General features: G+C 76.7%; 23 protein-coding genes. 9 read left to right on the plus strand and 14 right to left on the minus strand.

The genetic code is table 11. The features are described from left to right. Nucleotides 1–17: 17 nt before the first annotated feature. Together KPL60_RS34910 and eccCa are read right to left on the minus strand one after the other, a co-directional pair. A complete protein-coding gene (locus tag KPL60_RS34910) occupies nucleotides 18–1,310 on the minus strand; it encodes a type VII secretion-associated protein (RefSeq protein ID WP_226367618.1) in 1,293 nt (430 codons plus the stop codon). Next, on the minus strand, nucleotides 1,307–5,173 hold the full coding sequence (eccCa, locus tag KPL60_RS27275) for a type VII secretion protein EccCa (RefSeq protein ID WP_226367619.1): 3,867 nt from the start codon (nucleotides 5,171–5,173) through the stop codon (nucleotides 1,307–1,309). Before eccCa ends, KPL60_RS34910 begins: the two co-directional genes overlap by 4 nt. A 121-nt stretch (nucleotides 5,174–5,294) precedes the next feature. Here eccCa and eccD point away from each other — a divergent pair, with 121 nt between their 5' ends. Then, a complete protein-coding gene (gene eccD, locus KPL60_RS27280) occupies nucleotides 5,295–6,689 on the plus strand; it encodes a type VII secretion integral membrane protein EccD (RefSeq protein WP_226367620.1) in 1,395 nt (464 codons plus the stop codon). A 260-nt stretch (nucleotides 6,690–6,949) separates the two neighbouring features. Then, nucleotides 6,950–8,137 (plus strand): type VII secretion-associated serine protease mycosin, encoded by a 1,188-nt coding sequence (mycP, locus tag KPL60_RS27285; protein WP_226367621.1) that lies wholly within the window; start codon nucleotides 6,950–6,952, stop codon nucleotides 8,135–8,137. Nucleotides 8,138–8,145: 8 nt separating this feature from the next. Here mycP and eccB read toward each other — a convergent pair whose 3' ends face one another. Further along, a complete protein-coding gene (eccB, locus tag KPL60_RS27290) occupies nucleotides 8,146–9,567 on the minus strand; it encodes a type VII secretion protein EccB (RefSeq protein ID WP_226367622.1) in 1,422 nt (473 codons plus the stop codon). Nucleotides 9,568–9,695: 128 nt separating this feature from the next. On the opposite strand from eccB, the gene KPL60_RS27295 reads away from it, so the two are divergent. Genes KPL60_RS27295 through KPL60_RS27315 form a run of 5 tightly spaced genes read left to right on the plus strand, consistent with a single transcriptional unit; the run spans nucleotide 9,696 to nucleotide 14,829 of the window. After that, the gene (locus KPL60_RS27295; RefSeq protein WP_226367623.1) at nucleotides 9,696–11,291 is read left to right on the plus strand and encodes an ABC transporter substrate-binding protein; all 1,596 of its coding nucleotides are present in this window, start codon (nucleotides 9,696–9,698) and stop codon (nucleotides 11,289–11,291) included. After that, nucleotides 11,288–12,289, plus strand: a complete 1,002-nt coding sequence (locus KPL60_RS27300) for an ABC transporter permease (RefSeq protein WP_062397797.1) — start codon at nucleotides 11,288–11,290, stop codon at nucleotides 12,287–12,289. Before KPL60_RS27295 ends, KPL60_RS27300 begins: the two co-directional genes overlap by 4 nt. After that, nucleotides 12,282–13,184 (plus strand): ABC transporter permease, encoded by a 903-nt coding sequence (locus tag KPL60_RS27305; protein ID WP_226367624.1) that lies wholly within the window; start codon nucleotides 12,282–12,284, stop codon nucleotides 13,182–13,184. The genes KPL60_RS27300 and KPL60_RS27305 overlap by 8 nt, the downstream gene beginning before the upstream one ends. After that, nucleotides 13,181–14,185 carry an ABC transporter ATP-binding protein gene (locus KPL60_RS27310; RefSeq protein WP_226367625.1) on the plus strand — a complete coding sequence of 335 codons (1,005 nt, stop codon included), beginning with the start codon at nucleotides 13,181–13,183 and terminating at the stop codon, nucleotides 14,183–14,185. Before KPL60_RS27305 ends, KPL60_RS27310 begins: the two co-directional genes overlap by 4 nt. Beyond that, on the plus strand, nucleotides 14,182–14,829 hold the full coding sequence (locus KPL60_RS27315; protein ID WP_226367626.1) for an ABC transporter ATP-binding protein: 648 nt from the start codon (nucleotides 14,182–14,184) through the stop codon (nucleotides 14,827–14,829). Before KPL60_RS27310 ends, KPL60_RS27315 begins: the two co-directional genes overlap by 4 nt. A 1-nt stretch (nucleotide 14,830) precedes the next feature. Here the strand turns inward: KPL60_RS27315 and KPL60_RS27320 are convergent, their stop codons facing one another. After that, on the minus strand, nucleotides 14,831–15,733 hold the full coding sequence (locus KPL60_RS27320) for a metal-dependent hydrolase (RefSeq protein ID WP_226367627.1): 903 nt from the start codon (nucleotides 15,731–15,733) through the stop codon (nucleotides 14,831–14,833). A 134-nt stretch (nucleotides 15,734–15,867) separates the two neighbouring features. On the opposite strand from KPL60_RS27320, the gene KPL60_RS27325 reads away from it, so the two are divergent. Continuing rightward, nucleotides 15,868–16,521: a TetR/AcrR family transcriptional regulator gene (locus tag KPL60_RS27325; RefSeq protein ID WP_226353818.1), complete on the plus strand. Its 654-nt coding sequence runs from the start codon at nucleotides 15,868–15,870 to the stop codon at nucleotides 16,519–16,521. Between the two features lie 3 nt (nucleotides 16,522–16,524). On the opposite strand, the gene KPL60_RS27330 is transcribed toward KPL60_RS27325, so the two are convergent. Genes KPL60_RS27330 through KPL60_RS27340 form a run of 3 tightly spaced genes read right to left on the minus strand, consistent with a single transcriptional unit; the run spans nucleotide 16,525 to nucleotide 19,314 of the window. Next, a complete protein-coding gene (locus KPL60_RS27330; protein ID WP_060710562.1) occupies nucleotides 16,525–16,968 on the minus strand; it encodes a nucleoside deaminase in 444 nt (147 codons plus the stop codon). Between the two features lie 10 nt (nucleotides 16,969–16,978). Beyond that, nucleotides 16,979–17,908, minus strand: coding sequence for an isopenicillin N synthase family oxygenase (locus KPL60_RS34915; RefSeq protein ID WP_226367628.1), 930 nt, complete (start codon nucleotides 17,906–17,908; stop codon nucleotides 16,979–16,981). Then, nucleotides 17,905–19,314, minus strand: a complete 1,410-nt coding sequence (locus tag KPL60_RS27340) for a cytosine permease (protein ID WP_226367629.1) — start codon at nucleotides 19,312–19,314, stop codon at nucleotides 17,905–17,907. The genes KPL60_RS34915 and KPL60_RS27340 overlap by 4 nt, the downstream gene beginning before the upstream one ends. A 127-nt stretch (nucleotides 19,315–19,441) precedes the next feature. Between KPL60_RS27340 and KPL60_RS27345 the strand changes: the two genes are divergently transcribed. Next, nucleotides 19,442–19,912 (plus strand): hypothetical protein, encoded by a 471-nt coding sequence (locus KPL60_RS27345; RefSeq protein ID WP_226353821.1) that lies wholly within the window; start codon nucleotides 19,442–19,444, stop codon nucleotides 19,910–19,912. Between the two features lie 195 nt (nucleotides 19,913–20,107). Here the strand turns inward: KPL60_RS27345 and truA are convergent, their stop codons facing one another. The 7 genes from truA to rpmJ form a co-directional block, all read right to left on the minus strand. After that, nucleotides 20,108–20,914 carry a tRNA pseudouridine(38-40) synthase TruA gene (truA, locus tag KPL60_RS27350; RefSeq protein WP_226368249.1) on the minus strand — a complete coding sequence of 269 codons (807 nt, stop codon included), beginning with the start codon at nucleotides 20,912–20,914 and terminating at the stop codon, nucleotides 20,108–20,110. Nucleotides 20,915–21,006: 92 nt separating this feature from the next. After that, nucleotides 21,007–21,675: a 50S ribosomal protein L17 gene (gene rplQ, locus KPL60_RS27355; RefSeq protein WP_226367630.1), complete on the minus strand. Its 669-nt coding sequence runs from the start codon at nucleotides 21,673–21,675 to the stop codon at nucleotides 21,007–21,009. Between the two features lie 2 nt (nucleotides 21,676–21,677). Continuing rightward, the gene (locus KPL60_RS27360) at nucleotides 21,678–22,730 is read right to left on the minus strand and encodes a DNA-directed RNA polymerase subunit alpha (protein ID WP_062397812.1); all 1,053 of its coding nucleotides are present in this window, start codon (nucleotides 22,728–22,730) and stop codon (nucleotides 21,678–21,680) included. 91 nt (nucleotides 22,731–22,821) lie between these two features. Beyond that, nucleotides 22,822–23,427 (minus strand): 30S ribosomal protein S4, encoded by a 606-nt coding sequence (gene rpsD, locus KPL60_RS27365; protein WP_060710555.1) that lies wholly within the window; start codon nucleotides 23,425–23,427, stop codon nucleotides 22,822–22,824. A 17-nt stretch (nucleotides 23,428–23,444) separates the two neighbouring features. Continuing rightward, a complete protein-coding gene (gene rpsK / locus KPL60_RS27370) occupies nucleotides 23,445–23,852 on the minus strand; it encodes a 30S ribosomal protein S11 (protein WP_020622915.1) in 408 nt (135 codons plus the stop codon). Continuing rightward, nucleotides 23,852–24,232, minus strand: coding sequence for a 30S ribosomal protein S13 (rpsM, locus tag KPL60_RS27375; protein WP_020622916.1), 381 nt, complete (start codon nucleotides 24,230–24,232; stop codon nucleotides 23,852–23,854). Before rpsM ends, rpsK begins: the two co-directional genes overlap by 1 nt. A 174-nt stretch (nucleotides 24,233–24,406) precedes the next feature. Beyond that, nucleotides 24,407–24,520: a 50S ribosomal protein L36 gene (gene rpmJ, locus KPL60_RS27380; RefSeq protein WP_020622917.1), complete on the minus strand. Its 114-nt coding sequence runs from the start codon at nucleotides 24,518–24,520 to the stop codon at nucleotides 24,407–24,409. Between the last annotated feature and the right edge of the window lie 13 nt (nucleotides 24,521–24,533).

The following is a 24,533-nucleotide window of genomic DNA, read 5'->3' on the forward strand; positions in this document are numbered from 1 at the left end:
CGGGAACGCCGGACGGCTCAGGGCACCCGGTGCAGCGTCGCGACCACCTCGGCGCAGGCCGCGGCGACCGGGGCGCCCACGGGCCGCCGGCACCCGGCGACGAGCTCGTCGGTGCCGGAGAACACGACGTGCCAGTCGACGACGGTCCCGTCGCCCGGTGTCTCGGTCCAGCGCAGGACCGCGCGGCCGCCGACCGTCGCGGGCACCGGCCCGGGGTCACCGACGAGCGCGGCGAGCTCGCGGCGGGCCCGGTCGGGCTCGCGGCCGGCGTCGTAGCCGAGCGGGCTGCGCTCCAGCACGAGGAGGTCGGCCCCGTCCGGGCCGCCGGCGGGGGTGAGCAGCACGCGTCGGCGCTGCGGGTCGCCGCCGGTGTGCTCCCAGCCGGTGGGCAGCGCGGCGGCGTAGCCGTACTGGACGACCGTGGGCCCGGCCGGCGTCACCGGGCGCGGGCCGCCGAGCAGCAACCCGGTACCGAGGAGGACCGCCCCCAGCACCCCGGCGACGACGATCGCCGCCCGGGCGCGGTCCGGGCCCTCGGGGGGTGGGGTGACGGGGTCGGGCGCACCGGGCCAGTCCGGTTCCTCCGCCGCCTCGCCCGCGCCGTGGCTGCCGGGCGGCGGGGCGGCCGGATCGGGGCCGAGGTCGGCGAGCACGGAGGCGCCGAGCACGGCCGCTCCGACCACGGCCGCCGCCTCCGGGCCCCAGGGCTCGCCGCCGTCGGGCCGCAGCCCGGCGACGCGCACCGGGCACCGGAGCCCGGACCCCACCGGGCCGCCGGGCGGGGCCGCGGCCCGGGTATCCGCGGCCCGGGTATCCGCAGCTCGGGTGCCCGCGGTCCGGGAGCCCGCGGTCCAGGAGCCGGCGGCCCGGGTGTCCGCGGCAGTGTGCTCCCCGCGGAGGAGCGGGCCGGACGTCCCGGCGACCACGACCAGCTCCGCACCGGTCGCCCGCACGAGCGACGCGAGGTCGGAGCCCCGCTCCCCCACCCGCTCCGGCACCCCGTCGCGGACCAGCACCACGTCGTCGTCGACGACCAGGACCGGCCCGTCCGGCAGCTCCGGTTCCGCCGCGAGCACCGCGACCGCGGCCGGGACCACCAGCACCCGCGGGCCTCCGGGGAAGGCACCGCCCGCCGTCGTCCCGACCCGGACGACGACGCCGGGCGGCTCGTCGCCGAAGTAGTCCGCGACGGCCGTCGCCGGGGGTGTGCCGGGCGGGGCCGCGGCGACCAGGCGCAGCCCGGCGGCGTCCGCGGCGGCGAGCAGCACCGCGTCGCGGCGGTCGTGCACGGCGACCGCGAAGCCGCTCACCCCGGCTCGGTCCAGGCCAGCTGCACCCGTCGCGCCCCGGCCCGCCGGTCGACGAGCACGCCGCGGCCGGGTGGCATCGGCCCGGGGCGGACCTTCTCCAGCAGCGCGCCCTCGTCGGGGCTGCCGGAGCCGACCAGGCCGGGGGCGCCGAGCTCGCGCAGCCGCCCGAGGACCGGGTCGAACAGCGCCCGCCCGGCCCCGCCGGTGCGGCGTGCGAGGACGACGTGCAGCCCGACGTCGCGGGCCTGCGGCAGGTACTCGGCGAGTGCGAGCAGCGGGTGCGTGCCGGTCGAGCCCGCCGCGGGGACGACGAGGTCGTAGTCGTCGACGAGCAGCCACACGTCCGGCCCGCTCCACCAGGACCGTTCCCGCAGCTGGGCCGGGGTGACGTCCGGGCCGGGCAGCCGCCGTCCGAGCGAGCCCGCGATCTCGGCGCAGGCGTCGGTGGTGGCCTGCGCGGTCGAGGTGTGGGCGAGCAGGTGGCTCTGCGGGACCCCGCCGAGCAGCGTCCGCCGGTGGTCGACGACGACGATCCGCGCCTGCTCGGGCGTCCACCGCGCGGCGATGCCGTGGGCGAGGGTCCGCAGCAGGGTCGTCTTGCCGCCGCCGGAGTCGGCGAAGCAGAGCAGGTGCGGCTCGTCCGGGTCGAGCTCGACGGTGGCGAGCCGGTCCTCGTCGACGCCGAGCGCGGGGCCGCGGCCCGGACCGGGCGGGAGCTCGGCGACCTCGATCCGGGTGGGCAGCAGCCGCACCGGGCCGACCGACGGGCCGTCCCAGGCGTCGTCGATCTCCCGGGCCGGGTCGGTGCCGGGGACCAGGCAGGGCGCGGCGACGACGGTGGCCTCGCCGTCGGCGGACAGGCCGTGCCCGGGCAGCGCGGGCACCGCGGCGGCGCGACGCCGGTCCACCTCGGAGTCCGACGGGTCGCCCAGCCGCAGCTCGACCCGGCTGCCGAGCTGGTCCTTGAGCGCGGGGCGGATCTCGGCCCAGCGGGCGGCGGACAGCGCGAGGTGCACGCCGTAGGCGAGCCCGCGGGCGGCGAGCGCGGTCAGCTTCTCGTCGAGGTCGGAGAAACCCGCGCGCAGCGCCGCGTAGCCATCGACGACGAGCAGCAGGTCGGTGGCGGTCACCTCGGCGAACCCGCCCGCGGCGCGCCGGGCCCGGAACTCCTCGATCCCGGCGACGCCGTGCGCGGCGAACAGCTGCTCGCGCTCGTCGACGGCGGCGACGGTCTCGGCCACCACCCGTCGCACCAGGTCGCCGGCCCGGCGGTCGGCGACGGTCCCGACGTGCGGCAGCCCGGCCAGCGGGGCGAGCGTGCCGCCGCCGAGGTCGAGCACGTGCACGCCCAGCTCGGCCGGGGTGTGGGTGAGCGCGAGCGCGGTGACGACGGTGCGCAGCGCGGTCGACTTCCCCGACCGCGGCCCCCCGACGACGGCGAGGTGCCCGGCCGCGCCGGACAGGTCCAGCACCAGCGGGTCGCGCCGCTGGGCGTAGGGCCGGTCGACGAGCCCGACCGGCGCGGCGAGCCGTCCGGCCGGTCCCGGGGCACACAGCCCGCGCCCGGCCCGGACCAACGGGTCACCGAGCACCACCGGCAGCGGCGGCGGCTCCGCCAGCGGCGGCAGCCACACCCGGTGCGCGCGCGGACCCGGCCCGGACACCGCGTCGGCGATGCGGTCGAGAACGGTGCCGGTGGGCGCGGGCCCGGGGTCCGGCGCCGGGAGCTGCGCCGAGGCGGGCAGCGCGACCGGGCCCGCGCGGAACGGCAGCGCGACCCGCGGCGCCCCGGGTGCGCGGCGACGGGCGGCCCGCGGGGTGTCCGGGCCGGAGACGTAGGCGGCCCGGAAGCGCACCAGCTCGTCGGTGCCCGCGGACAGGTACGCGGCGCCGGGCGTCGGCGGGAGCAGGTGCGCGTCGGGCACGCCCAGCACCGCGCGGGACTCCGCGGCGGAGAAGGTGCGCAGCGCGATCCGGTAGGACAGGTGCGACTCCAGGCCGCGGAGCCGTCCCTCCTCCAGTCGCTGCGAGGCCAGCAGCAGGTGGATGCCGAGCGAGCGGCCCAGCCGCCCGATGGTCACCATCAGGTCGATCATCTCCGGGCGCTGGGCGAGCAGCTCGGAGAACTCGTCGACGACGACCAGCAGCGACGGCAGCGCCGCCAGCGGTGCCCCGTCCCGGCGCAGCGCGTCGTGCTCGGCCAGCGACGACAGGTTCCCCGCGGCGCGCAGCACCTCCTGGCGGCGGGTGATCTCCCCGGCGAGCGCGTCGGCCATCCGGTCGACCAGGGTCAGCTCCTCGGCCAGGTTGGTGATCACCGCGGAGGTGTGCGGCAGCCCGGCGAGGCCGAGGAACGTCGCGCCGCCCTTGAAGTCGACGAGCACCAGGTTGAGCTCCTCGGCGGTGTGCGTCGCGACCAGCCCGAGGACGAGTGTGCGCAGCAGCTCGCTCTTGCCGGAGCCGGTCGCGCCGATGCACAGCCCGTGCGGCCCCGCACCGCCCTGCGCGGACTCCTTGAGGTCGAGCAGCACCGGCCGGCCGCCGCCGTCGGTGCCCAGTGGGACCCGCAGCCGCTCCCCCGGCCCGCGTCGGCCGCGCAGCGCGGCGACCCCGCCCGCGTCCGTCGTGGACAGTCCGAGCAACGACGGAAGCCCGGTCGCAGCACTATCCACACCGGACGCAACGACGTCGGCGGTGCCGTCCGGGCGGTAGCGCGCGAGCCGGCGCGCGAGTGCCAGCGCCTCGGCGACGACGAGCCCGTCGGGGATGCCGACCTCCCGGCCGCCGGGCCCGCCCCGGCGCAGCGTGCGCACGCCGTCGGGCCCGGTCCCGGCGGCCAGGCGCAGCACCGACGCCGCGGGTCTGCGCCCGCCCGCGGGCCCCAGCCGCAGCACGGTGACGCCGGGCAGCCCGGCCCACGCGCCCGGGGTGTCGGCGGCCCCGTCGAGCACGACGAGCAGGTGCTGCTGGGCCGCGGACGGCTCGTCGACCCACCAGCGCCGCACCCGGTCCGGGTCGTCGGTGATCATCCGGACCGGCCCGACGGCGTCGGAGAGCCGCGGGTGGGCGACGTGCGGCAGCCACTTCGCCCACTCCCAGCGCGCGGCCGCACCTCCCGGCGCGACGACGGCGAGCCGCGCGTCGTCGGGACCGTGCCAGGTGACGTACTGGGCGACCAGTGCCCGGGCGAGGTCGAGCACCGGGGCGGCGTCGGGGTCCGGTTCGAGCCAGATCGTCGCCGACGCGCGGGTGTCGACGGCGACCGGCAGATCGTCCACGGTGGACCAGCGGCGCAGGAACCGGCGCAGCGCGAGCGCGGACAGCGGTTCGAGTGTCTCCATCGGACCGGTGTGCGGGGCGGTGAGCCGGGTGGCGAGGCGCTGGGTGCCGCGCCCGGCGCGCAGTCGGCCGAAGTCGTCGTCGCCGGGGCGGCGCTCCCACAGCCGGTCCGCGGCGAGCACGTCCGGCCAGGCGGCCGGGTCGGGGTGCACGGTCTCCAGCGCGTGCCGCTGCTCGGCGGCGATCGCGCGGGCCCGCCCGCCCAGGACGTCGAGGTAGCGCAGGTAGTCGCGGCGGTCCTCGTCCATCGTCGCGGTGCGCGCGCCGGCGCCGCGGCCGCCGCCGGCGAGCATGCCCAGCGCGGACAGCGCGAACATCCCGCCGAACAGCCAGGTGCTCGTGTCCCCGCGGCCCAGCACGACGAACAGCAGCGCCCCGCCGACCATCGCCAGCGGGAGCAGCCGCTGCACGAGTCCGCCGGGGACCGGGCGCTCCGGCTCGGGCGGCGGTTCGAGCACCAGCTCGCCGCCGGGCAGCTCGGGCACCGAGCGCCGCGGACGTCGCATCCCGACGGTCCCCGCCATCGCCACGCGCCTCCCGTTCACGGTTCTCCCGAACGCCCACGGCGGCGCCGGGGCCGTCGGATACTCGCAGCCGCCCCGGGCCCGCCGGGGCCGTTCGGGGAGATCTGCCAGGGAGCCGCCCGTGACCTCCGTCCTGCCCGCACCGGCCGTGACCGGCCCCGGCGACGCGGTGTCCGCCGCCACGTCCGGGCCGGTGCTCGGCCGCTGGACCCGGGTCGGGGTGCACACCCCGAGCGGGCGCGTCGACGTGGCGCTGCCGGCCGACGTCGCCGTCGCCGAGCTGGTCCCGATGGTGCGCGAGCTGCTGGGCCGCGCGACCGCCGACACCCCGCAGGCCTGGCGGTTCACCGGCCCCGCGGGCGGCCCGCTGCCCGCCGACGCCACCCTCGACGAGCTCGGCGTCCGGGAGGGCGAGCTGCTGCACCTGGGCCCGCCGCGCCCGGCGCCCGCGCCGCCCGTCCTCGACGACGCCGCCGAGACCGTCGCCGGTGCGGTGCGCGGTGCGGCCGACGCCGCCGGGACGGCGCGCTGGTCCGGGACGGCCGCAGCCGTGCTGGCGACGGCCGCCGCGGGCGCCGTGCTGTCCACCGTGGATGGTCCGTGGCGGCCGTGGGGGTGCGCGCTCGCCGCCGCGGGCGCCGTCGGGGCGCTGCTGGTCGCCCACCGCGGTCGCGACGACGACCGGCTCTCGACCGCCGCCGCACTCTGCGCGGTCCCCGCCGCGGCGACGGCCGGGCTCACCGCGCTGCCCGCACCGGCCGGGGCGGGGGCGCTGCTGCTCGCCGCCGCCGGGGCCGGGCTGGCCGCCGCCGCGGGTCAGGCGATCGCGCGGGCGGTGTCCCCGGTCCTGCTCGCGGTGGCCCTCGCCGCGTCCGGGGCCGCCGCCGCGGCGCTGGCCCGGCTGCTGCTGGAGGCCCCGGTGACGGCCGTCGCCGCCGGGCTCGCGGCGCCCGCCCTGGCCGCCGGGCCCCTGCTGCCCCGGCTGGCGCTGCGCCTGGCCGGGATCCCGGCCCCGGCCGTCCCGACCGACGCCGGGTCCGTCGCGGACGCCGAGCAGGTGCTGCCCGGTGCGGAGCTGACCGCCCGGGCCGGGCTGGCCCGCGGCCTGCACACCGGGACGCTGGCCGGCACCGCGGTCGCGGCCGCCGGGGCCGCTGCCGTCGCCGCGACCGGGGGCTGGACCGGTGGCCTGCTGCTGGTGGTGACGGCGGCGGTGCTGCTCCTGCGGGCCCGTGCGCTCGTCGAGCCCGCGGCGGCCCGCATCCTGACCGGGTCCGCGGTGGTCGCGGTCGCCACCGCCGCGGTCCCGGCCGCGCTCGCACTGGACCCCGCGCCGCGGCTCGCCGTGGCGGGCGGGCTGCTGCTCGCCGTCGGCGCGGGTGCCGCGGCCGCGCGGGCGATGCCGTCGCCGCCGGCCCGCCGGGCGCTCGACGTGTGCGAGCTCGTCCTCACCGCCGCCGCCGTGCCCGCCGCGCTGGCCGCGATGGGCCTGTTCGCCCTGGTCCGCACCCTGTGAGCGGCCCGGCCCGCCGGTCAGCAGGCCCACCGCCCCCGCCGACGGCGACGCCGCGGCTCGCGCGCTCCGGGGCCGTGCACCCACGGACCGCATCGCCGCGGCGGGCGGTCCCGCTGCTGGCCGCGACCCTGCTCGCGCTGCCCCTCCTCCCCACCTCACCACCCCCGTCCCCCTCCGTCACCCCCGCCGCGTCGTGCGCCGTCCACACCCCCTGTGGGGTCGCCACACCCCCCGCACCGGGTGTGGGGGCAGGCGACGGGGTGTGGACGTGGCCGGTCGTCGCGGCGGCCGAGCCCGGACCGCCGGGACCGGCCGACGGGTTGCGGCAGACCCGCGCCTGCACCCCGCCCGGCGACGACGGCCCGGGGGCCGCCCGCGGTGCGGTCCCGCAGCCGCCCCCGGATCTCGCGACCGGTGCGGGGCAGCTCGTCGCCGTCGTCGACACCGGGGTGGCGCCGCTGCCCCGGCTGGCCGGACGGCTCAGCGGCGGCGGGGACTACCTCACCGGCGGCGACGGTCTCACCGACTGCGACGGCCACGGCTCCGACGTCGCGCTGCTCCTCGCCGGGGCCGCCGACCCCGTCACCGGGCTCGGCGCGGGCATGGCGCCGGGTGCGCGGATCGTGTCGCTGCGCCAGTCCTCGGGGCGCTTCGCCGTCCGCGGCACCGACGGCGCCGAGCGACCCGCCGGGGAGATCCGCACCCTGGCCGCGGCGATCGACCGGGCCGTCGCGCTCGGCGCGAGCGTCGTCAACGTGTCCGAGGTGGTGTGCGTGCCGTCCGCGCAGGTCGACTCCGCGGGGGCCGCGCTGCGCGAGGCCGTCGACGGCGCCGAGCGGGCCGGGGTGCTGGTCGTCGCCGCGGCCGGGAACATCGACGGGAGCGGCACCTGCACCGGCGACCCGGACCTGCGGCCGCTGCCCGCGTCCTACGACACGGTCCTCGCCGTCGGTGCGGTCGACGGCGACGACGTCCCCGGCGACTTCTCCGTGCCGGGCCCCTGGGTGGACCTCGCCGCTCCGGGGGCGGACCTGCCCCGTCCGTCCGGACCGGACGGTGCGGTGGTCCGTGGCACGTCGTACTCGGCGCCGCTGGTCGCGGGGACCGCGGCGCTGCTGCGCGAACGGTTCCCGATGCTCACCCCGCGCCAGGTCGCCGACCGGCTGCGCGCCACGGCCCGCCCCACCGCGGGCGACGACCGCACCGGCCACGGCGTGCTCGACCCGGGGGCCGCGCTGACCGCGGAGCCGCTGCTCCTGACCCCGGACGACCCCGCCGGTCCCGGCGGCCGCGCCGACGCGCCCGGGGCGGGCCGGGCTCCGCTGCCGCTCGCGTCGGCCCCGCCGCCGGACCTGCCCGTGGTGGCCGGGGTCGGGGCGGTCGCGGCGGTCGGCGGGGCGCTCGTCGCGGCGCTGGCGGGGCTGCGGCGCCGGCCCCGCCGGCCCTGACCCGCGGCTCAGCCCGGCAGGTCCGCCACCTCCCGCGCCGCAGCGACGCTCAGCACCCCCGCCCGCGGCAGCAGCCGCACCATCTCCGCCGGTGCGTCCCCCGCCTCCCCGATCCCCAGCGCCCGCGCGGTCTCGGCGTCCGCGACGCCGTGCACCGCACCGGAGGCGGCGAGCAGCCGGCGCGTCCCGCCGTCACCCCCGCCGGTGTCGGCCGGCCCGGTCCGCAGCGGCCCCGGGCCGGTCCCCGGTAGCACCACGGTGTCGAGACCCGGCCCGGCGTCGTCGGCACCGGCGAGGCGCACCCGCACCGCGCCGGGCGCGACCGGCTCCTCGGTGCCCGCGACGAGTGCGCGCCGCCCCGCGCGCCAGGTCCCGCACAGCACCGGGGGCACCTCGGTGACCTCGGCCCGGGCGGCGGGCCATGCCTCGGCGCCGGGCACCCGGGTCTGCGGGACGTCGTCGACCAGGCCGGGCGGCAGCGTCGCCGGTTCGGCCTGCCCGGTCCGGGAGCGGACGGCGTCGGCGAGGGTGACCGGGATCCGGGCAAGGCCGTCGTCGACGACCAGGAAGTACGTCGACCCGGCCCCGAGCGACTGGCTGCGCACGACGTCCCCGTTCCGCCCCAGCCCCGCGACGGGTGTCGGCCCGGGGGCGGGGACCCGCAGCGGCGCGCCCTCCGGGATCGCGGAGAGCAGGCCGTCGCCGACCCGGCGGACGGGCGCGCCGAGCAGACCGAGCCCGTCGAGCGCGTTCCGGTCGGACGGGTCGAGCCGGTGCCGGGCGCCGTCGTGGACCAGGTAGGTGGCGCCGCCCTCGGCGGTCAGCAGGACCACCGGTTCCGGTCCCGCCGGGACGGGCCCGAGCGACCCCGCGAGCACCGTCGTGGTCCCGGCGCCGGTGCCCTCGCCGCGGGTGTCGCAGACCGCCCACGCGGGAGGGACCGGGACCCCGTCGAGCGGGACGCCGACGGTGCCGGGGACGGCCGCCGGCGCGGTGCGCGGCGCGGCGGCCAGCGCGTCGTCGGGCACCGGGACGGGCACGGCGGTGGCACCGTCGTCGCGGCCGTGCGCGGCGAGGACCAGCCGTCCCGCGACCGGGTCGGGCACGGGTACGAGCAGCGCGGACCGGTCGGGGTCGCGGACCACGGCGTAGAGCACGCCGCTGCGCTGTCCCTGCACCAGCGCCCGGGAGCGCCAGTCGGTGGCCGGGTCGACCCGGGCCAGCAGCGCCGCCACGCCGAGCGCGAGCAGCCCGACCAGCACCCCGGCGAACACGGCGCGGCGCTGCGAGCGGATCTGCTCGTGCAGCGGCACCGGGTCCGCCCGCACCAGCGCGGCCTCCATCCGGCGCACACCGAACCGGTGGGCGTCGACCTGGTCGCGGGTCGCCGGGGCGCGCTGCACGCGCGCGGGGGCGGGATCGGTGCGCACCGCCCGGACGGTAGGACGGCCGCGACCCCGGCGGAGCCGGTCCGCAGGCACTGCGTAGAAGTACGCCACCTGACCCATCGGTCCAGTTCGTTGCCACCGTCACGCTGTTGCCCATAATGTGCCGTTGCGTGATCACCCTCCGGAACATCGTCGTCCCGTTGGTGGCCGCCGCCGTCGTGGCCGGGTGCTCGGCACCCACCGCCGCCCCGGGCGAGGCGGCCCCGGCCGGGGACGGCACCACCATGACCCTCGCCGACGGCTACGAGCCCGACGACCTCAACCCGCTGCTCGGCTACGGGGCGGAGGGCGCGAGCAAGTTCTACGACGGTCTCTACGCCCGCGACGCGCAGCGCACCCTGCAGCCCGCGCTCGCCTCCGGTCCGGCGACGCCGTCACCGGACCGCCTGTCCTGGACGGTGCCGCTGCGCCCCGGCGTCACCTTCCACGACGGGTCGGCCCTCGGGCCCGAGGACGTCGTCGCCACCTACGCCGCGGTCCTCGACCCGGCCCGCGCCGCCACGATCCGGTCCAGCGTGCCGATGCTCGCCGGGGTCGAGGCCGTCGGCGACGACGCCGTGCGGTTCCGGCTGTCCTACCCCTACGGCGCGTTCCCGGCCCGTCTCACCTCCGGGATCCTGCCGTCGGAGGTCCTCGACGGCGGCGGCCCCGTCTCCGACCTGCCGGTGAACACCCGGGCCGTCGGCACCGGCCCGTACCGGCTCGCCGAGTGGCGGCGCGGCGACACGATGGTCATGGAGTCGAACCCCGGCTACTGGGGCGGTGCACCCTCGGTGACCCGGGTGACCGTCGTGTTCGCCACCGACGACAACACCCGTGCCCAGCGCACCGCCGCCGGCGAGTTCGACGGGACCGTGCTGCCGCCGGCGCTGGCCCGCGCCGTCGCGCAGCAGAGCGGGCTGGCGCTGCGCGAGCACGCCAGCGCCGACTACCGCACCGTCGCGCTGCCGTTCGCGAACCCGGTCACCGCGGACCCGGCGATCCGCGCCGCGCTCAACCGCTCGGTGAACCGCCAGGGCATGATCGACGCGTTCCTCGCGGGGCAGGGCGAACCAGCCCACCACCCGATCCCGGGCGTGCTGCCCGAGCAGGTCGAGCCCTCGGCGACGTTCGCCTTCGACCCTGCGGAGGCGGGCCGGATCCTGGAGCGGGCCGGCTGGGTCCCCGGACCCGACGGCGTGCGCGTCCGCGGCGGGCAGGCCGCGCGCTTCACGCTGATGTACCCGGCCACCGACACCGTGCGCCGCGACCTGGCCCAGGCGTTCGCCTCCGACGTGCGCGCGGCCGGGATCGACGTCCGGCTGGAGGGCCTCGGCTGGGAGGCGATCGAGCCGCGGATGGGCGCCGACGCGCTCGTGCTCGGCGGCGGCGACCCGTTCGACCCGGGGTTCAAGGCGTGGCAGCTGCTGCACTCGTCGAACGCCGCCGACGGGTTCAACAACCCCGGCTCCTACCGCAACGCGGCCGTCGACGCGGCGCTGGACACCGCACTGCGGGCGCCCGACGAGGCCGCCCGCACCGCGGCGGTGAAGGAGTTCCAGCGGGCCTACGTCGCCGACCCCGGCATGGTCTTCCTGGCCTTCCTCGGCCACAGCTACGTCACCCGCGACGCCTGGGACGGCTACACCCCCGTCGTCGAGCCGCACACGCACGGCACCACCTGGGGCCCGTGGTGGAACCTGCAGGACTGGACGCCCCGCTCGTGACGGCCGTGCTCCCGGGCCGGCACCGCGGCCGCGCGGTGGCCCGGCTGGCCGGGCTGCGGCTGCTGCTCGGCGTCCCGACGGTGCTGCTGGTCGCGGTCGGGGTGTTCCTGCTGGCGGCGGCGTCGCCGTTCCGGCCGGTGTACCAGTACTTCGGGGTCGGGATCTTCTCCGCGAGCGACGCCGACATCGCCGCCGCCGAACGGTCGCTCGGGCTGGACGCGAGCGTGGGCGAGCAGCTGCTCCGGTGGCTGGGCGGGCTGCTGACCGGCGACCTCGGGCAGAGCCTGTCGATGCGTCAGCCGGTGGCCCAGGTCGTCGCCGAGCGGCTCCCGTGGACGTTGCTGCTGGTCACCCTGGCCCTGCTCGTGTCGCTGGTGCTGGCCCTGGCCGCCGGGACCGTCGCGGCGTGGCGGCAGGGCGGCTGGTTCGACCGGGCCGTCACCGCGGTCGGGCACACCCTGGAGGGGCTGCCGCCGTTCGTGCTGGCCCTGGGTGCGATCGCGGTGTTCGCCGTGGCCTGGCCGGTGCTGCCGGTCGCCGGGCTCACCGACGCCGGGGCCGCGCCCACGTTCGGCCAGGTGAGCAGGCACCTGGTGCTGCCGGCGCTGGTGCTGGGGGTCTCCCAGACTCCGTGGCTGGTGCTGCACGTGCGGGCCTCGCTGCTGGCCTCCCTCGACGACGACCACGTCGCCGGTGCCCGTGCCCGCGGGCTGCCCGAGCGCCTCGTCGTGCTGCGCCACGCCCTGCCGACCGCGCTGCTGCCGTTCGTCACGGTGCTGGGCAACCGGCTGCCGGAGCTCGTCACCGGCGCCGTGCTGGTGGAGACGGTGTTCTCCTGGCCGGGGATCGCGGCGGCGGTGGTCACCGCGGCGCTGGCCGTGGACTTCCCGCTGCTCGCCGCGCTGACCCTGCTCTCGGCGGTGGCGGTGCTGGCCGGGTCGCTCGTCGCCGACCTGACCGTGCTGCTGCTGGACCCGCGGGTGGACGCCGATGTCTGAGACCGCGCTCGCCCCCCGCCCGTGGCTCGCGGCCGGCCGGCCCCGCCCCGGCTCGCCCCGCGGTCGTCGCCGGTCCGGGCGGGCCCGGCTGGTCACCGGCGCCGGCGGGCTGGTCCTGCTCGTCGCGGCCGCGGTGCTCGTGCCGTGGCTCGGCGGCCTCGACGAGGGCGCCGTGGACTACGCCGCGATCCGGCTGCCGCCCTCGCCCGCGCACCCGTTCGGCACCGACTCCGTGGGCCGTGACGTGCTGCTGCGCAGCTTCGCCGGGCTGGGGGTGTCGCTGCAGGTCGCCGCGGCCTGCGCCGTGCTCTCGACGGTGATCGGCACCCTGTTCGGGGCGCTGTCCGGGCTGCTCGGCGGCTGGTGGGACCGGATCGCGATGCGCCTGGTCGACGCCGTCAACGCCGTCCCGCACCTGCTGCTCGGCATCGTGATCGTCGCGCTCTACCGGGGCAGCGTGCTCGCGGTGATCGCCTCGATCGGGCTGACCCACTGGACGACGGTGGCCCGCGTCGTGCGCGCGGAGATCCTGACCCTGCGCACCCGCCCGTTCGTCGACGCCGCGATCTCCGGCGGCGCGTCCCGGCGCCGGGTCCTGCGCCGGCACCTGCTGCCCGCGGTCGCCCCGCAGGCGGTGCTCTCGGCGGTGCTGATCCTGCCGCACGCGGTGTGGCACGAGACCGCACTGAGCTTCCTCGGCCTCGGCCTGCCGCCACACCTGGCGAGCCTGGGCACCATCCTCGGCGAGGGGAGACAGGCCGTGCTGCTCGGCTCCTGGTGGATCGTGGTGTTCCCGAGCGTGCTGCTGGCCGCGACGACGCTGTGCGTCGCCGGCATCGCGGCCTGGTGGCGGGACCGGACACTCCCGCGCCGACGGTCGGAGCAGGCGCTGTGACCGGCACACCCGCACCCGGCACGGTGCTCGCGGTGCGCGGCCTCGACGTCGCCTTCCGGGTCGGGCGCGGGCGGCGCGCCCGCACGGTCCGCGCGGTCACCGGTGCCGACCTGGACCTGCGTGCCGGGCGGCTGACCGCGCTCGTCGGGGAGTCCGGCTGCGGCAAGTCGGTGCTCACCGAGGCCCTGACCGGGCTGCTGCCGGGCACCGCCTCGGTCCGCGGGTCGGCCGTCCTGACCCCGCCGGAGCGGTCCGACCCGGTGGAGCTCCTCACCGCGCCCGAGTCCGTGCTGCGCGACCGGGTCCGCGGTCGGCTGGTCGGGCTGGTCCCCCAGTCCGCCGCCACCCACTTCACCCCCACCCGCACCGTCGGCGCCCAGCTGCGCGAGACCCTGACCCGGCTCGGCGCGACGACCACCGTCGCCGACCTCCTCGACCGCGCCGCGCTGCCCCGCCACGTCGCCGCGCTGCACCCGCACGAGCTGTCCGGCGGGCAGGCCCAGCGCGCCGGGCTCGCCGCCGCGCTCGCCGGGGACCCACCGGTGCTGCTCGCCGACGAGCCGACCGCGGGGCTCGACCGGCCGCTGGTCGACCACGTCACGGCGCTGCTGGCCGGGCTGGCCGCGGAGGGCCGCGCCGTCCTGCTGATCACCCACGACCTGCGGGCCGCCCGCGCCGTCGCCGACGACGTCGCCGTCATGTACGCCTCGCGGCTGGTCGAGACCGGCCCCGCCGACGAGGTGTTCGCGGCCCCCTGGCACCCCTACACCGCGGGCCTGCTCGGTGCGCTGCCCGACGCCGGGTTCACCCCGGTGCCCGGGCACCCGCCGGAGCTGTCCGCGCTGCCCGACGGCTGCGCGTTCGCCCCGCGCTGCCCGGTCACCGGCGACTGCTCCGGCGACCCCGTCCCGGTCCGCCGGGGCGGGCGGAGCGTGTCCTGCCATCCACCGACCACCCCCGCGCTCCCCGCGGCGGCCCGGTCCGGGGCGGGGTCGCGGTGAGCCTGCGCGCGGAGGGGGTGACCGCCGGGTGGCGGGCCGGGCACGCCGTCGTCGACGGCGTGGACCTGGCCGTGGAACGGGGGTCGGTGCTCGGGCTGGCCGGGCCGTCGGGGTGCGGGAAGTCGACGCTGACCCGGGTGCTGGCCCTGCTGCACGCACCGTGGTCGGGCCGGGTGACCGTCGACGACGAGCCGGTCCGCCGGTTCCGCTTCGACGCGCCCGCGCCGCTGCGCCGACGGATCGGGGTGGTGTTCCAGTCCCCGCGGGCCTCGACCGACCCGCGGCTGACCTGCGAGGAGATCGTGGCCGAGCCGCTGTGTGCCGCCCGGGTGCCCGGGGTCACCGCACGCGTCGACGAGGTGTGCGCGCAGGTCGGGCTGACCGCCGAGCTGCGCGGACGCCGGCCGCACGAGGTGTCCGACGGCCAGCTCCAGCGCGCCTGCCTGGCCCGTGCGCTCGCGCCCCGGCCGGACTACCTGCTGTGCGACGAGATGACCGCGATGCTCGACGCGTCGAGCACCGCGGCCCTGGTCTCGGTCGTCGCCGCCGAGGTCGACGGCCGCGGGCTCGGCGTCCTCGCCGTCAGCCACGACGAGGCGCTGCTCGCGGCGTGGGCCGGGCGGGTGCTGCGGCCGTGGAGCTGAGTCAAGCCTCGCGGACGGGACGGCGCAGCTGCTCGGCCAGGGCGCCGTCGTCGCCGAAGAGGGTGTCGCGCCAGCGCTGCTCCAGCGCGCGGGTGTCGTGCCGGTCGGGGTGGAAGCGCGGGTGCCCGAAGACGGGCATCCGGCCCAGCACGCGGCGCAGGAACTGGCCGCGCCCGAACAGCAACCGGTAGCCCTCGCGCAGGTCCTGCGGCCGCCGCCAGACGCCCTGCTGCACGAGCAGGTACGCCCACCCGAACACGACCGCGGGCAGCACGGTGGCGACCACCAGCGGGGCGGCCCGGCCGCGCTCGGGGCCGTCGGTGCCGATGAGCTCGTAGACGTCCCAGGTCACGGACTTGTGCTCGAGCTCCTCGAGCGCGTGCCAGTGCCACAGCTCGCGGATGTCGGCGTGCACGCGCCCGGCGAACTCGTCGCTGCCGAGGATGTCCTCGGCCATCACCGCGGTGAAGTGCTCCATCAGCGCGGTGCAGGCGAGCTGCTGCCGCGGCGAGGTGCGGTCGAGGACCTTCAACGCGAGCGCGACCGCGGACTCCGGTACGTGCACCGGGAAGCCGCGGGAGCGGAACGCCTCGTTGAGCCGGTCGTGCTCGCGGCTGTGGATGACCTCCTGCGCGGTGAACCCGGCGACCCGGGCGCGCAGCTCCGGGTCGGTCACCCGGTCCCGGAAGTGGATCACCGAGCGGACGAAGAAGTCCTCCCCCGGCGGGAAGATCGCCGAGAGCATCGCGAGGAACAGCGTCGCGGTCGCGTTGTCGGCGTAGGCCCAGCGGGCCATCTGCTCGGGCAGCCGGAAGTCCAGGTGGCGCGGCGGGATGCCGACGTCGCCGCCGGTCAGCCTGCGGGGGCGTGGGCCGGACCCGTTGTCGGTCGCCGTCTCGGTCACGGTCGGTCCTCCGGTCGTCGTCGACGGTCGGGCCGCATCCGTGACAGAAAGTATCCCGTACAGCGCGTACCCCTTATCGCCGAATCATGGGTGGCACCGGGCGCGGTGTCAACCGCGCGCGGGATGATGGCCGGGTGAGCGGATCCGTGACCCCCGGCGACGGCCGCGCCCGTCGCTGGGCCGGACAGCGGGCGGCCCGGCGGGCCGAGGTCGTCGAGGCCGCGATGGCCGCGATCGCCGAGCACGGACCGGAGGCCACGACCGAGCAGATCGCCGGTCGCGCCGGGGTGCCCCGGCCCGCGCTGTACCGGCACTTCGACGGCCTGGAGGACCTGCAGGGCGCGATCGCCGAGGCCGCGCTGGGGCTCTACTCCGAGGCGCTCGCGCCGGTGTGGAGCCCGCGCGGGACGCCGCGGGAGATGCTCGTCGCCGCCATCGCCGCGCACGTGCGGTGGCTCGCCGCGCACACCGAGCTCTACCGGTACGTGCTGCGCGCCGCCGGGGTCACGACGGCGGTCACCGACATCCGGCACCGCATCGCCGACCGGATGACCGGCCTGCTGACCGGCGGCTATCCCGGGCTGCCCGCGACCGTCGCGGCGCCGCTGGCCGCCGGCGCGGTCGGGCTGGTCGACGGCGCGACCGAGCGCTGGCTCTCCTCGGCGGACCCGCTCCCGCTCGACGAGCTCGCCGAGCACCTGGCCCGGTGGGTCTGGTCGGTGCTCGACGCGGCGCTGCGCGAGGTCGCGATCGAGCTCGACCCGGACGTCCCGCTCACGGCGGGCTGAGCACTACTCCGCGACGCCGATGTCCTCGTTCCACAGGTCGGGGCGCTCGGCGACGAACGCGGTCATCATGTCCACGCAGCGCGCGTCGTCGAGCACCTGCACGCGCACCCCGTGCTCGGCCAGCCAGTCGTGCCCGCCGTGGAAGGTCCGAGCCTCCCCCACGAGCACCGCGCCGATCCCGAACTGACGGATCAGCCCCGAGCAGTACCAGCAGGGCGAGAGCGTGGTGACCATCGTCGTGGACCGGTAGTCGCGGCGGCGGCCCGCGTCGCGGAACGCCGCGGTCTCGCCGTGCACCGTCGGGTCGCCGTCCTGCACACGACGGTTGTGGCCGCGCCCGAGGACCTCCCCGTCCGGTCCGACGAGTGCGGCGCCGATCGGGATGCCGCCCGAGGCCAGCCCGGCCCGGGCCTGCTCCACCGCGACGTCCAGCCAGCTCGGATCCATGCGCGCGAACCTATACCGCGATCGCGTCGAGGCGTTCGCGCAGGAACGGCGCGGACACCACCGGCTCCAGCGCCGTCCGGCCGAGCGGCGGCGCCAGCGGCGTGACGACGGCGTCGTGGTCCAGCTCGAAGAAGAACACCAGCGACACCAGGTCCTCGGCCGGGGCGTGGGCCTGCGGCGGCAGCACCCGGTGCCGTCCGGCCCGCCAGCGGTGCCCGGTCCAGTGCGCGAGCAGGTCGCCGACGTTCACCGTCAGCGCACCCGGGGTGTACGGCGCGTCGGTCCAGCCGTGCCCCTCGACGTCGACCTGCAGCCCGCCCGCCCCGGGCTCCCGGTCGAGCAGGGTGACGGTGCCGAAGTCGGTGTGCGGGCCGATCCGGAACTGCCCGGGCAGCGGTGTCCCGGTCTCGGTCATCGGCGGGTAGCGGTTGATGTTGAACGTCCACGTCGGGTGCGTCGCGAGGTCGCGGAGCGTCGACGGGGTCTGCCCGAGCGCACCCGCGCACAGCTCCAGCAGCGCCCCCGCGACGCGGGTCATCGCCGTGCAGTAGGCGGTCACCGCCTCCCGCAGCGCCGGGACCTGCGCCGGCCAGACGTTCGGCGGGAACCACACCGCGTCGACGTCCGCGTCACCGGTCGGCGCGAACGGCCCCACCGCGAAGGACTCCTTGAGGTCCGGCGGCGAGTCACCACCCTCGACGCGGTCGTTGGCCTCGACGCCGGGGGGCAGCCACCCCCGCCCGCCGACGCCGACCGCGTAGCCGCGCTTGACCGGCTCGGGCAGCGCGAAGAAGTCCCGTGCGGCGGCCCGCACCGCCCACGCCGCGTCGTCCGGCACCCCGTGCCCGACGACCTGCAGGAACCCGGCCCGCTGCAACGCGGTGTCCACCGCGGCCGGGTCCGGCGCGGCCAGGTCCACGGTCGGGATGAGCGCGTTCACCGGGTCCCCCCACGCGTCGCGACGGCGGTGCGGCGCAGCAGCAGGGCGTAGAGCCCGGCCGAGAGCAGCAGCCCCACCAGGAAGGTCACGTCCCCGATCCCGGGCAGCAGCCGCGGCACCAGGCCGGTGAACAGCTCCTGGTTCGCGAACAGCAGCACCGACACCACGATGCCGACGGCCAGCGCGACCGGGCCCGCGTGGTTGCGGTGGGTGCGGTCGTAGAGCAGACCGGGGTCGGTCGGGCGCAGCCACTGGTCGGTGAGCACCACCCCGAGCCACGGCCCGACCCAGTACACGACGACCAGCAGGAACGCCTCGTACCCGGCCGCGGCGTCGCCGAGGGCGACCAGCGCGATCAGGAACCCGACCACGCCGAACGCCAGCGCGACGACGGCCCGCGCCCGCGCCAGCGGCACGTCGATGCCGAGCGCGAGGAACGCCATCGCCCCGGAGTAGACGTTGAGGACGTTCGCCGCGACCGCCCCCACCGCGATGGCGACCAGGGTCAGCACGGCCAGCCATCCGGGCAGCAGGCCGGTGTAGTTCGCGACCGGGTTGTCCGAGTCGAGCCCGGCCGCGGTCGCCGCCCCGACCGACGCCGCACCGACCGTCATGAGCACCGTGGTGGACAGGAACAGGCCGCCGCCCGCGGCGAGCCCGGTGGCCCGCGCCGACACCGAACGGGGCAGGTAGCGGGAGTAGTCCGCGGCGTAGGGGCTCCAGCCCGCCGAGTACCCGACGACGGCGCCGACGGTCAGCAGGAACCCACCGACCCCGCCCACCCCGTCCGGCGACGCGGCCGCCCCCGGGTCCGACGCGGCGAGCACCAGCACCGCCCCGATCCCGAGCACGACCGCGAGCAGCGGGAAGGCGAGCCGCTCGAACGCCTGCACCAGGTTGTGCCCGAAGAACGCGACGGCGACCTGGACGACGACCACCGCCACCAGCCACGCGACCGTCCCGCCGCCGGTGATCGCCGACAGCGCGAAGGCGGCGCTGACGCTGTTGACCGCGAACCAGCCGAAGCCCGAGGTGATCGTCATCAGCGCGGCGGGCAGCGCGTTGCCGCGGTGGCCGAACGCGAGCCGCCCCAGCACCATCTGCGGCACCCCGGCGGCCGGTCCGCGGGCGGACAGGATCCCGTGGGCGAGCGCGGCGAGCAGGTTCCCGACGACGATCGCCGCGACCGCCGCGGGCACCGTCTGCCCGAACGCCGTCACCGACAGCACGCCGACGAAGATCGTCGCGAACTCCAGGTTCGGCGAGGTCCACGTCCAGAACAGCTGGCGGGGTCTGCCGTGCCGCTCGGAGTCCGGCACGGGCTCGGTGGAGCCGGGCTCGACGGCGACGATGCGGTCGCCGTACCCGCGGTCCGCGGCCGCGCCGACGGTGTTCTCGGTGGTCACCGCGCCACTGTCACTCGCGGACCGGGCGGGACGGAACCTCGGTAACCGACTGTTGACACGGGTTGCTCCGTCCGGCCCGTAGTCCTGCGGATTCCGCGGACGGGCCCGGTCCGCCACGATCGTCGGCATGCGGACGAACCTGAACGTGGCCCTGCAGGCCGGTGCCCTCCTGGCCTTCGCCGCCCTGCGGTTCACCGCGCCGGGGTGGTTCCTGATCATCCTGATCGTGACCCTGGTCGGCCCGGCCCTCCTGGCGGTCCCGACGGTGCTGTCGCTGACCGTGCTGCGACGCCGTGTGCTCGGCCCGGCGGTGGCCGCCCCGTTCGTCGCCTGCGCCGGGTTCCTGCTCGCCGGCGGGCTGCTGATGCCCGACTTCGGCGACACCGAGGACTCGGTGCGCGCCCCGCTGTCGGTGCTGCTGGAGGTCGCCGGGCTGTCCGCCGGGCCGACCGAGCCGCTGTACCTCCTCGGCTCGCTGGCCCTGACGGGCTGGTCGGTCTCGCTGGTCTGGCTGGTCGTGGCCCTGGCGCTCGACACCCGCCGGACGCACCGGGTCCCCGGGCCGCCGCACCCGGCCTGGGTGCGGCCGGTCTCCTGAGGCCGCTCGCCCCGTCCGCACCAGGACCGGTCGCACCGGGCGACCCAGTCGCGTTCGGACCGGTCGCGGCGGAGCGACCCACACCCTCCGGACCAGTCGTACCGGGCGGTTCAGCCGCGTTCGGAACGGTCGCGGCGCAGCGACACGGCCGCACTGCGCGGGCCGCGTTCCGGACCGGATCGCGCCGGGGGCCGTTCAGCCCTCGCCCGGTACCCGGATCCGCCGGGTCCGCTCGGCGCGGGCGGCGAGCTCGTCGTCGGCGGGGTAGTCGACGCCGGTCAGCGACAGGCCGTGCGGCGGCGCGACGGTCACCTCGGAGGCGCGCAGCTCGCGGCGCAGCAGTCCCGCGGGCCAGTCGGCGGGCCTGCGCCCCCGGCCGACCTCGAACACCGCGCCGACCAGGCTGCGGACCATCGAGTGGCAGAACGCGTCCGCCGAGACCGCCGCGACCAGCACGTCCGGCTCGCCAGGCGCGGGCGACCAGTCGAAGCGCTGCAGCGCGCGCACGGTCGTCGCGCCCTCGCGGCGCTTGCAGAACGCGGCGAAGTCGTGCTCGCCCAGCAGCAGCGCCGAGGCGGCGTTCATCGGCTCCGGGTCCAGCGGGTACGGCCAGGCGACGGTCTCCCGCGCCCGCAGCGGCTCGGCCCCGAACGGGGCCGTGGTGACCCGGTAGCGGTAGTGCCTGCGCAGCGCGGAGAAGCGGGCGTCGAAGGCGTCGGGCACCCGCCCGAGGTCGTGCACCCGCACGTCGGGCGGGAGCAGCCGGTTGAGCCGCCGCAGCAGGCCGTCGACCTGCGGTGCGAGCGTCTCGGGGAGGTCGACGTGGCAGACCTGGCCGGACGCGTGCACCCCGGCGTCCGTGCGCCCGGCGACGGTGAGCCGCAGCGGGGTGCGCAGCACGGTCGACAGGGCCTCGGTGAGCACGCCCTGCACGGTGCGCCGGGTCGGCTGCTGGGCCCATCCGGAGAAGTCGGTGCCGTCGTAGGCGACGTCGAGCCGCAGCCGCACGGTGCCGGCCCCCGGGTCGGGGGCACCGGAAACGCCGACGAGCCCGCCGTCGGTGACGGCGGGCTCGTCGGTGTGGTGCGGTCGGCTCAGGAGCCGGACTCCTTCTTGCCCTTGGAGTCCTCGGCGGCCTCGGACGCCTCGTCGGCGGCCTCCTCCGCGGCGGCAGCGGCGTCGACGGCCTTGTCGGCGGCCTCGGAACCCGGGGCCACCTCCTCGGCCTCGACCGCGGCGTCGACCGCCTTCTCGGCGGTCTCCTGTGCCTGGTCGGCGGCGGTGACCTCGGCCTCGGTGGCCTCGGTCGACTCCACCGTGGTGTCCTCGTCCGCGGCGGCCGGAGCGGCGGCCGCGGCCTGGGACGCGGCCGAACGACGGGCACGGTTCGCCTCGTCGGTGACCGTCTTCTGCTGGACCAGCTCGATGACCGCCATCGGGGCGTTGTCGCCCTTGCGCGGCATCGTCTTGGTGATCCGGGTGTAGCCACCGTTGCGGTCCGCGAAGAACGGGCCGATCTCGGTGACGAGGCGGTGCACGACCGACTTGTCGCGGATCACCTTCATGATCTCGCGCCGGTTGTGCAGGTCGCCGGCCTTGGCCTTGGTGATCAGCCGCTCCGCGTACGGACGCAGCCGCCGGGCCTTGGCCTCGGTGGTGGTGATCCGGCCGTGTTCGAACAGCGAGGTCGCCAGGTTGGCCAGGATCAGCCGCTGGTGCGCGGGCGACCCGCCGAGGCGGGCACCCTTGGTGGGCTGGGGCATGGCTACAACTGCTCCGTTTCTGCGTAGTCCTGACCGTCGTCACCGAAGGTGTCCGGGTCGAACCCGCTCCCACCGTCGACGCCGTAGTCGCTCGCCGCCGCCGACGGGTCGAACCCGGGCGGGCTGTCCTTGAGGGCCAGGCCGAGACCGACGAGCTTCATCTTGACCTCGTCGATCGACTTGGCGCCGAAGTTGCGGATGTCGAGCAGGTCCGCCTCGCTGCGGCCGACGAGCTCGCCGACCGTGTGGATGCCCTCGCGCTTGAGGCAGTTGTAGGACCGGACCGTGAGGTCCAGCTCCTCGATCGGCATCGCGAACGCCGCGATGGTGTCCGCCTCCTGCGGGGAGGGGCCGATCTCGATGCCCTCGGCGTCCACGTTCAGCTCGCGGGCCAGGCCGAACAGCTCGACCAGGGTCTTGCCGGCCGAGGCCAGCGCGTCCCGCGGGGTGATGGACGGCTTCGACTCGACGTCGAGGATGAGCTTGTCGAAGTCGGTGCGCTGCTCGACTCGCGTGGCCTCGACCTTGTAGGTCACCTTCAGCACCGGCGAGTAGATCGAGTCGACCGGGATACGGCCGATCTCGGCACCGGTGGCCTTGTTCTGCATCGCCGGGACGTACCCGCGACCGCGCTCGACGACGAGCTCGACCTCGAGCCGGCCCTTGTCGTTGAGCGAGGCGATGTGCAGGTCCGGGTTGTGCACGGTGACACCGGCGGGCGGGACGATGTCCCCCGCGGTGACCGCACCCGGGCCCTGCTTGCGCAGGTACATCGTCACCGGCTCGTCCTCCTCGGAGCTCACGACGAGCTCCTTGAGGTTGAGGATGATGTCGGTGACGTCCTCCTTGACCCCCGGCACGGTGGTGAACTCGTGCAGGACGCCGTCGATCCGGATGGACGTGACGGCGGCACCGGGGATCGACGACAGCAGCGTCCGGCGCAGGGAGTTACCGAGGGTGTAACCGAAGCCCGGCTCCAGCGGCTCGATGACGAACCGCGACCGGGTCTCGGTGACGACGTCCTCGGCCAGTGAGGGTCGCTGAGAGATCAGCATGGGTGTGTGCCTCCTTCGCACCTGCGACAACCGCTATTTGATGTCGCAGTGAGAACCGCCGCCCCTCCCTGCGGCGCGACGGCGTGTCGAGCTACTTCGAGTAGAACTCGACGATGAGCTGCTCGGTGACCTGGGTGTCGATCTGAGCGCGCTCGGGCAGCTGGTGGACCAGGATCCGCAGGGTCGACGGGACGACCTGCAGCCACGCCGGGACCGGGCGGTCGCCCTGGGTCTCCTTGGCGATGACGAACGGGTCGGTGTTCCGCGACTTGTCCTTGACGTCGATGATGTCGTAGCGCGACACCCGGTAGCTGGGGATGTCGACCTTCTTCCCGTTGACCAGGAAGTGGCCGTGGTTCACCAGCTGACGGGCCATGCGCCGGGTGCGGGCGAGGCCCGCGCGGTACACGACGTTGTCGAGGCGCGACTCGAGGATCTGCAGCAGCTCGTCGCCGGTCTTGCCCTCCCGGCGGTGCGCCTCCTCGTAGTAGGCGCGGAGCTGCTTCTCCTGCAGGCCGTAGCCGAAGCGGGCCTTCTGCTTCTCCTGCAGCTGCAGGAGGTACTCGGTCTCCTTGATCCGGATCCGGCCGTGCTGGCCGGGCGGGTAGGGACGACGCTCGAACGCCTGGTCGCCGCCGACGAGGTCGGTCTTCAGTCGGCGGGACTTGCGGGTCATGGGGCCGGTGTAGCGAGCCATGGTGGTTCTCCCTTCCCCTAGACCCGGCGCCGCTTGGGCGGACGGCAGCCGTTGTGCGGCTGCGGGGTCACGTCGGAAATGGTGCCGACCTCGAGGCCGGCTGCCTGCAGCGAGCGGATCGCCGTCTCGCGGCCCGAGCCCGGGCCCTTGACGAAGACGTCGCACTTCTTCATGCCGTGGTCCATCGCCTTGCGGGCGGCGTTCTCGGCGGCCAGCTGCGCGGCGAACGGCGTCGACTTGCGCGAGCCCTTGAGGCCGACGTGCCCGGACGAGGCCCAGGCGATGACGGCACCGGTCGGGTCGGTGATCGACACGATCGTGTTGTTGAACGTGGACTTGATGTGGGCGTGACCGTGCGCGACGTTCTTCTTCTCGCGACGGCGGACCTTCTTGGGTCCGGCACCCTGACGTGCGCGGGGCGGCATTACTTCTTACCTGCCTTCTTCTTACCGGCGACGGTCTTCTTCGGGCCCTTGCGGCCGCGCGCGTTGGTCTTCGTGCGCTGGCCGCGGACCGGAAGGCCGCGACGGTGACGGATGCCCTGGTACGAACCGATCTCGATCTTCCGGCGGATGTCCGCCTGGATCTCACGGCGCAGGTCACCCTCGACCTGCAGGTTCGCCTCGATGTACTCGCGGAGCTTGCTGACGTCCTCGTCGGTCAGGTCCTTCGACCGGAGGTCGGGGCTCAGCGCCGTGGCCTCGAGGATCTCCTTGGACCGGGTCCGTCCGACCCCGAAGATGTAGGTGAGCGCGATCTCCAACCGCTTTTCGCGGGGGAGGTCGACGCCGGCAACACGTGCCATGCGGCGTTGTCTCCTTGTTGTCGTCCCAGGTCTTCCCGATGCCCGTCCCGTTCCGCCGCTGAGCTGAACGGGCCCCGGCCTGGTTCCGGGGGTACTACCGGGCCCGTGTGGCCCGGCAGGTGCATCGGGGGCTTCTGCTGCGCGATCAGAGGATCGCGACCGGTACCGCTCTGCTCAGCCCTGGCGCTGCTTGTGGCGCAGGTTCGAGCAGATCACGATGATCCGGCCGTGACGGCGGATCACCTGGCACTTGTCGCAGATCTTCTTGACGCTCGGCTTGACCTTCACGTCGTCTGCCTCT

Source organism: Pseudonocardia sp. ICBG162 (genome assembly GCF_020496225.1).
Taxonomy (GTDB): Bacteria; Actinomycetota; Actinomycetes; order Mycobacteriales; family Pseudonocardiaceae; genus Pseudonocardia; species Pseudonocardia alni.

Excerpts from the sequence above, each read along its gene's own strand:
- KPL60_RS27345 (WP_226353821.1), top strand. The coding sequence starts at position 19,442 with ATGCGGACGAACCTGAACGTGGCCCTGCAGGCCGGTGCCCTCCTGGCC.
- rplQ (WP_226367630.1), bottom strand. The coding sequence starts at position 21,675 with ATGCCCCAGCCCACCAAGGGTGCCCGCCTCGGCGGGTCGCCCGCGCAC.
- KPL60_RS27305 (WP_226367624.1), top strand. The coding sequence starts at position 12,282 with ATGTCTGAGACCGCGCTCGCCCCCCGCCCGTGGCTCGCGGCCGGCCGG.
- rpsK (WP_020622915.1), bottom strand. The coding sequence starts at position 23,852 with ATGCCGCCCCGCGCACGTCAGGGTGCCGGACCCAAGAAGGTCCGCCGT.
- eccCa (WP_226367619.1), bottom strand. The coding sequence starts at position 5,173 with ATGGCGGGGACCGTCGGGATGCGACGTCCGCGGCGCTCGGTGCCCGAG.
- rpsD (WP_060710555.1), bottom strand. The coding sequence starts at position 23,427 with ATGGCTCGCTACACCGGCCCCATGACCCGCAAGTCCCGCCGACTGAAG.
- KPL60_RS27360 (WP_062397812.1), bottom strand. The coding sequence starts at position 22,730 with ATGCTGATCTCTCAGCGACCCTCACTGGCCGAGGACGTCGTCACCGAG.
- KPL60_RS27330 (WP_060710562.1), bottom strand. The coding sequence starts at position 16,968 with ATGGATCCGAGCTGGCTGGACGTCGCGGTGGAGCAGGCCCGGGCCGGG.
- rpsM (WP_020622916.1), bottom strand. The coding sequence starts at position 24,232 with ATGGCACGTGTTGCCGGCGTCGACCTCCCCCGCGAAAAGCGGTTGGAG.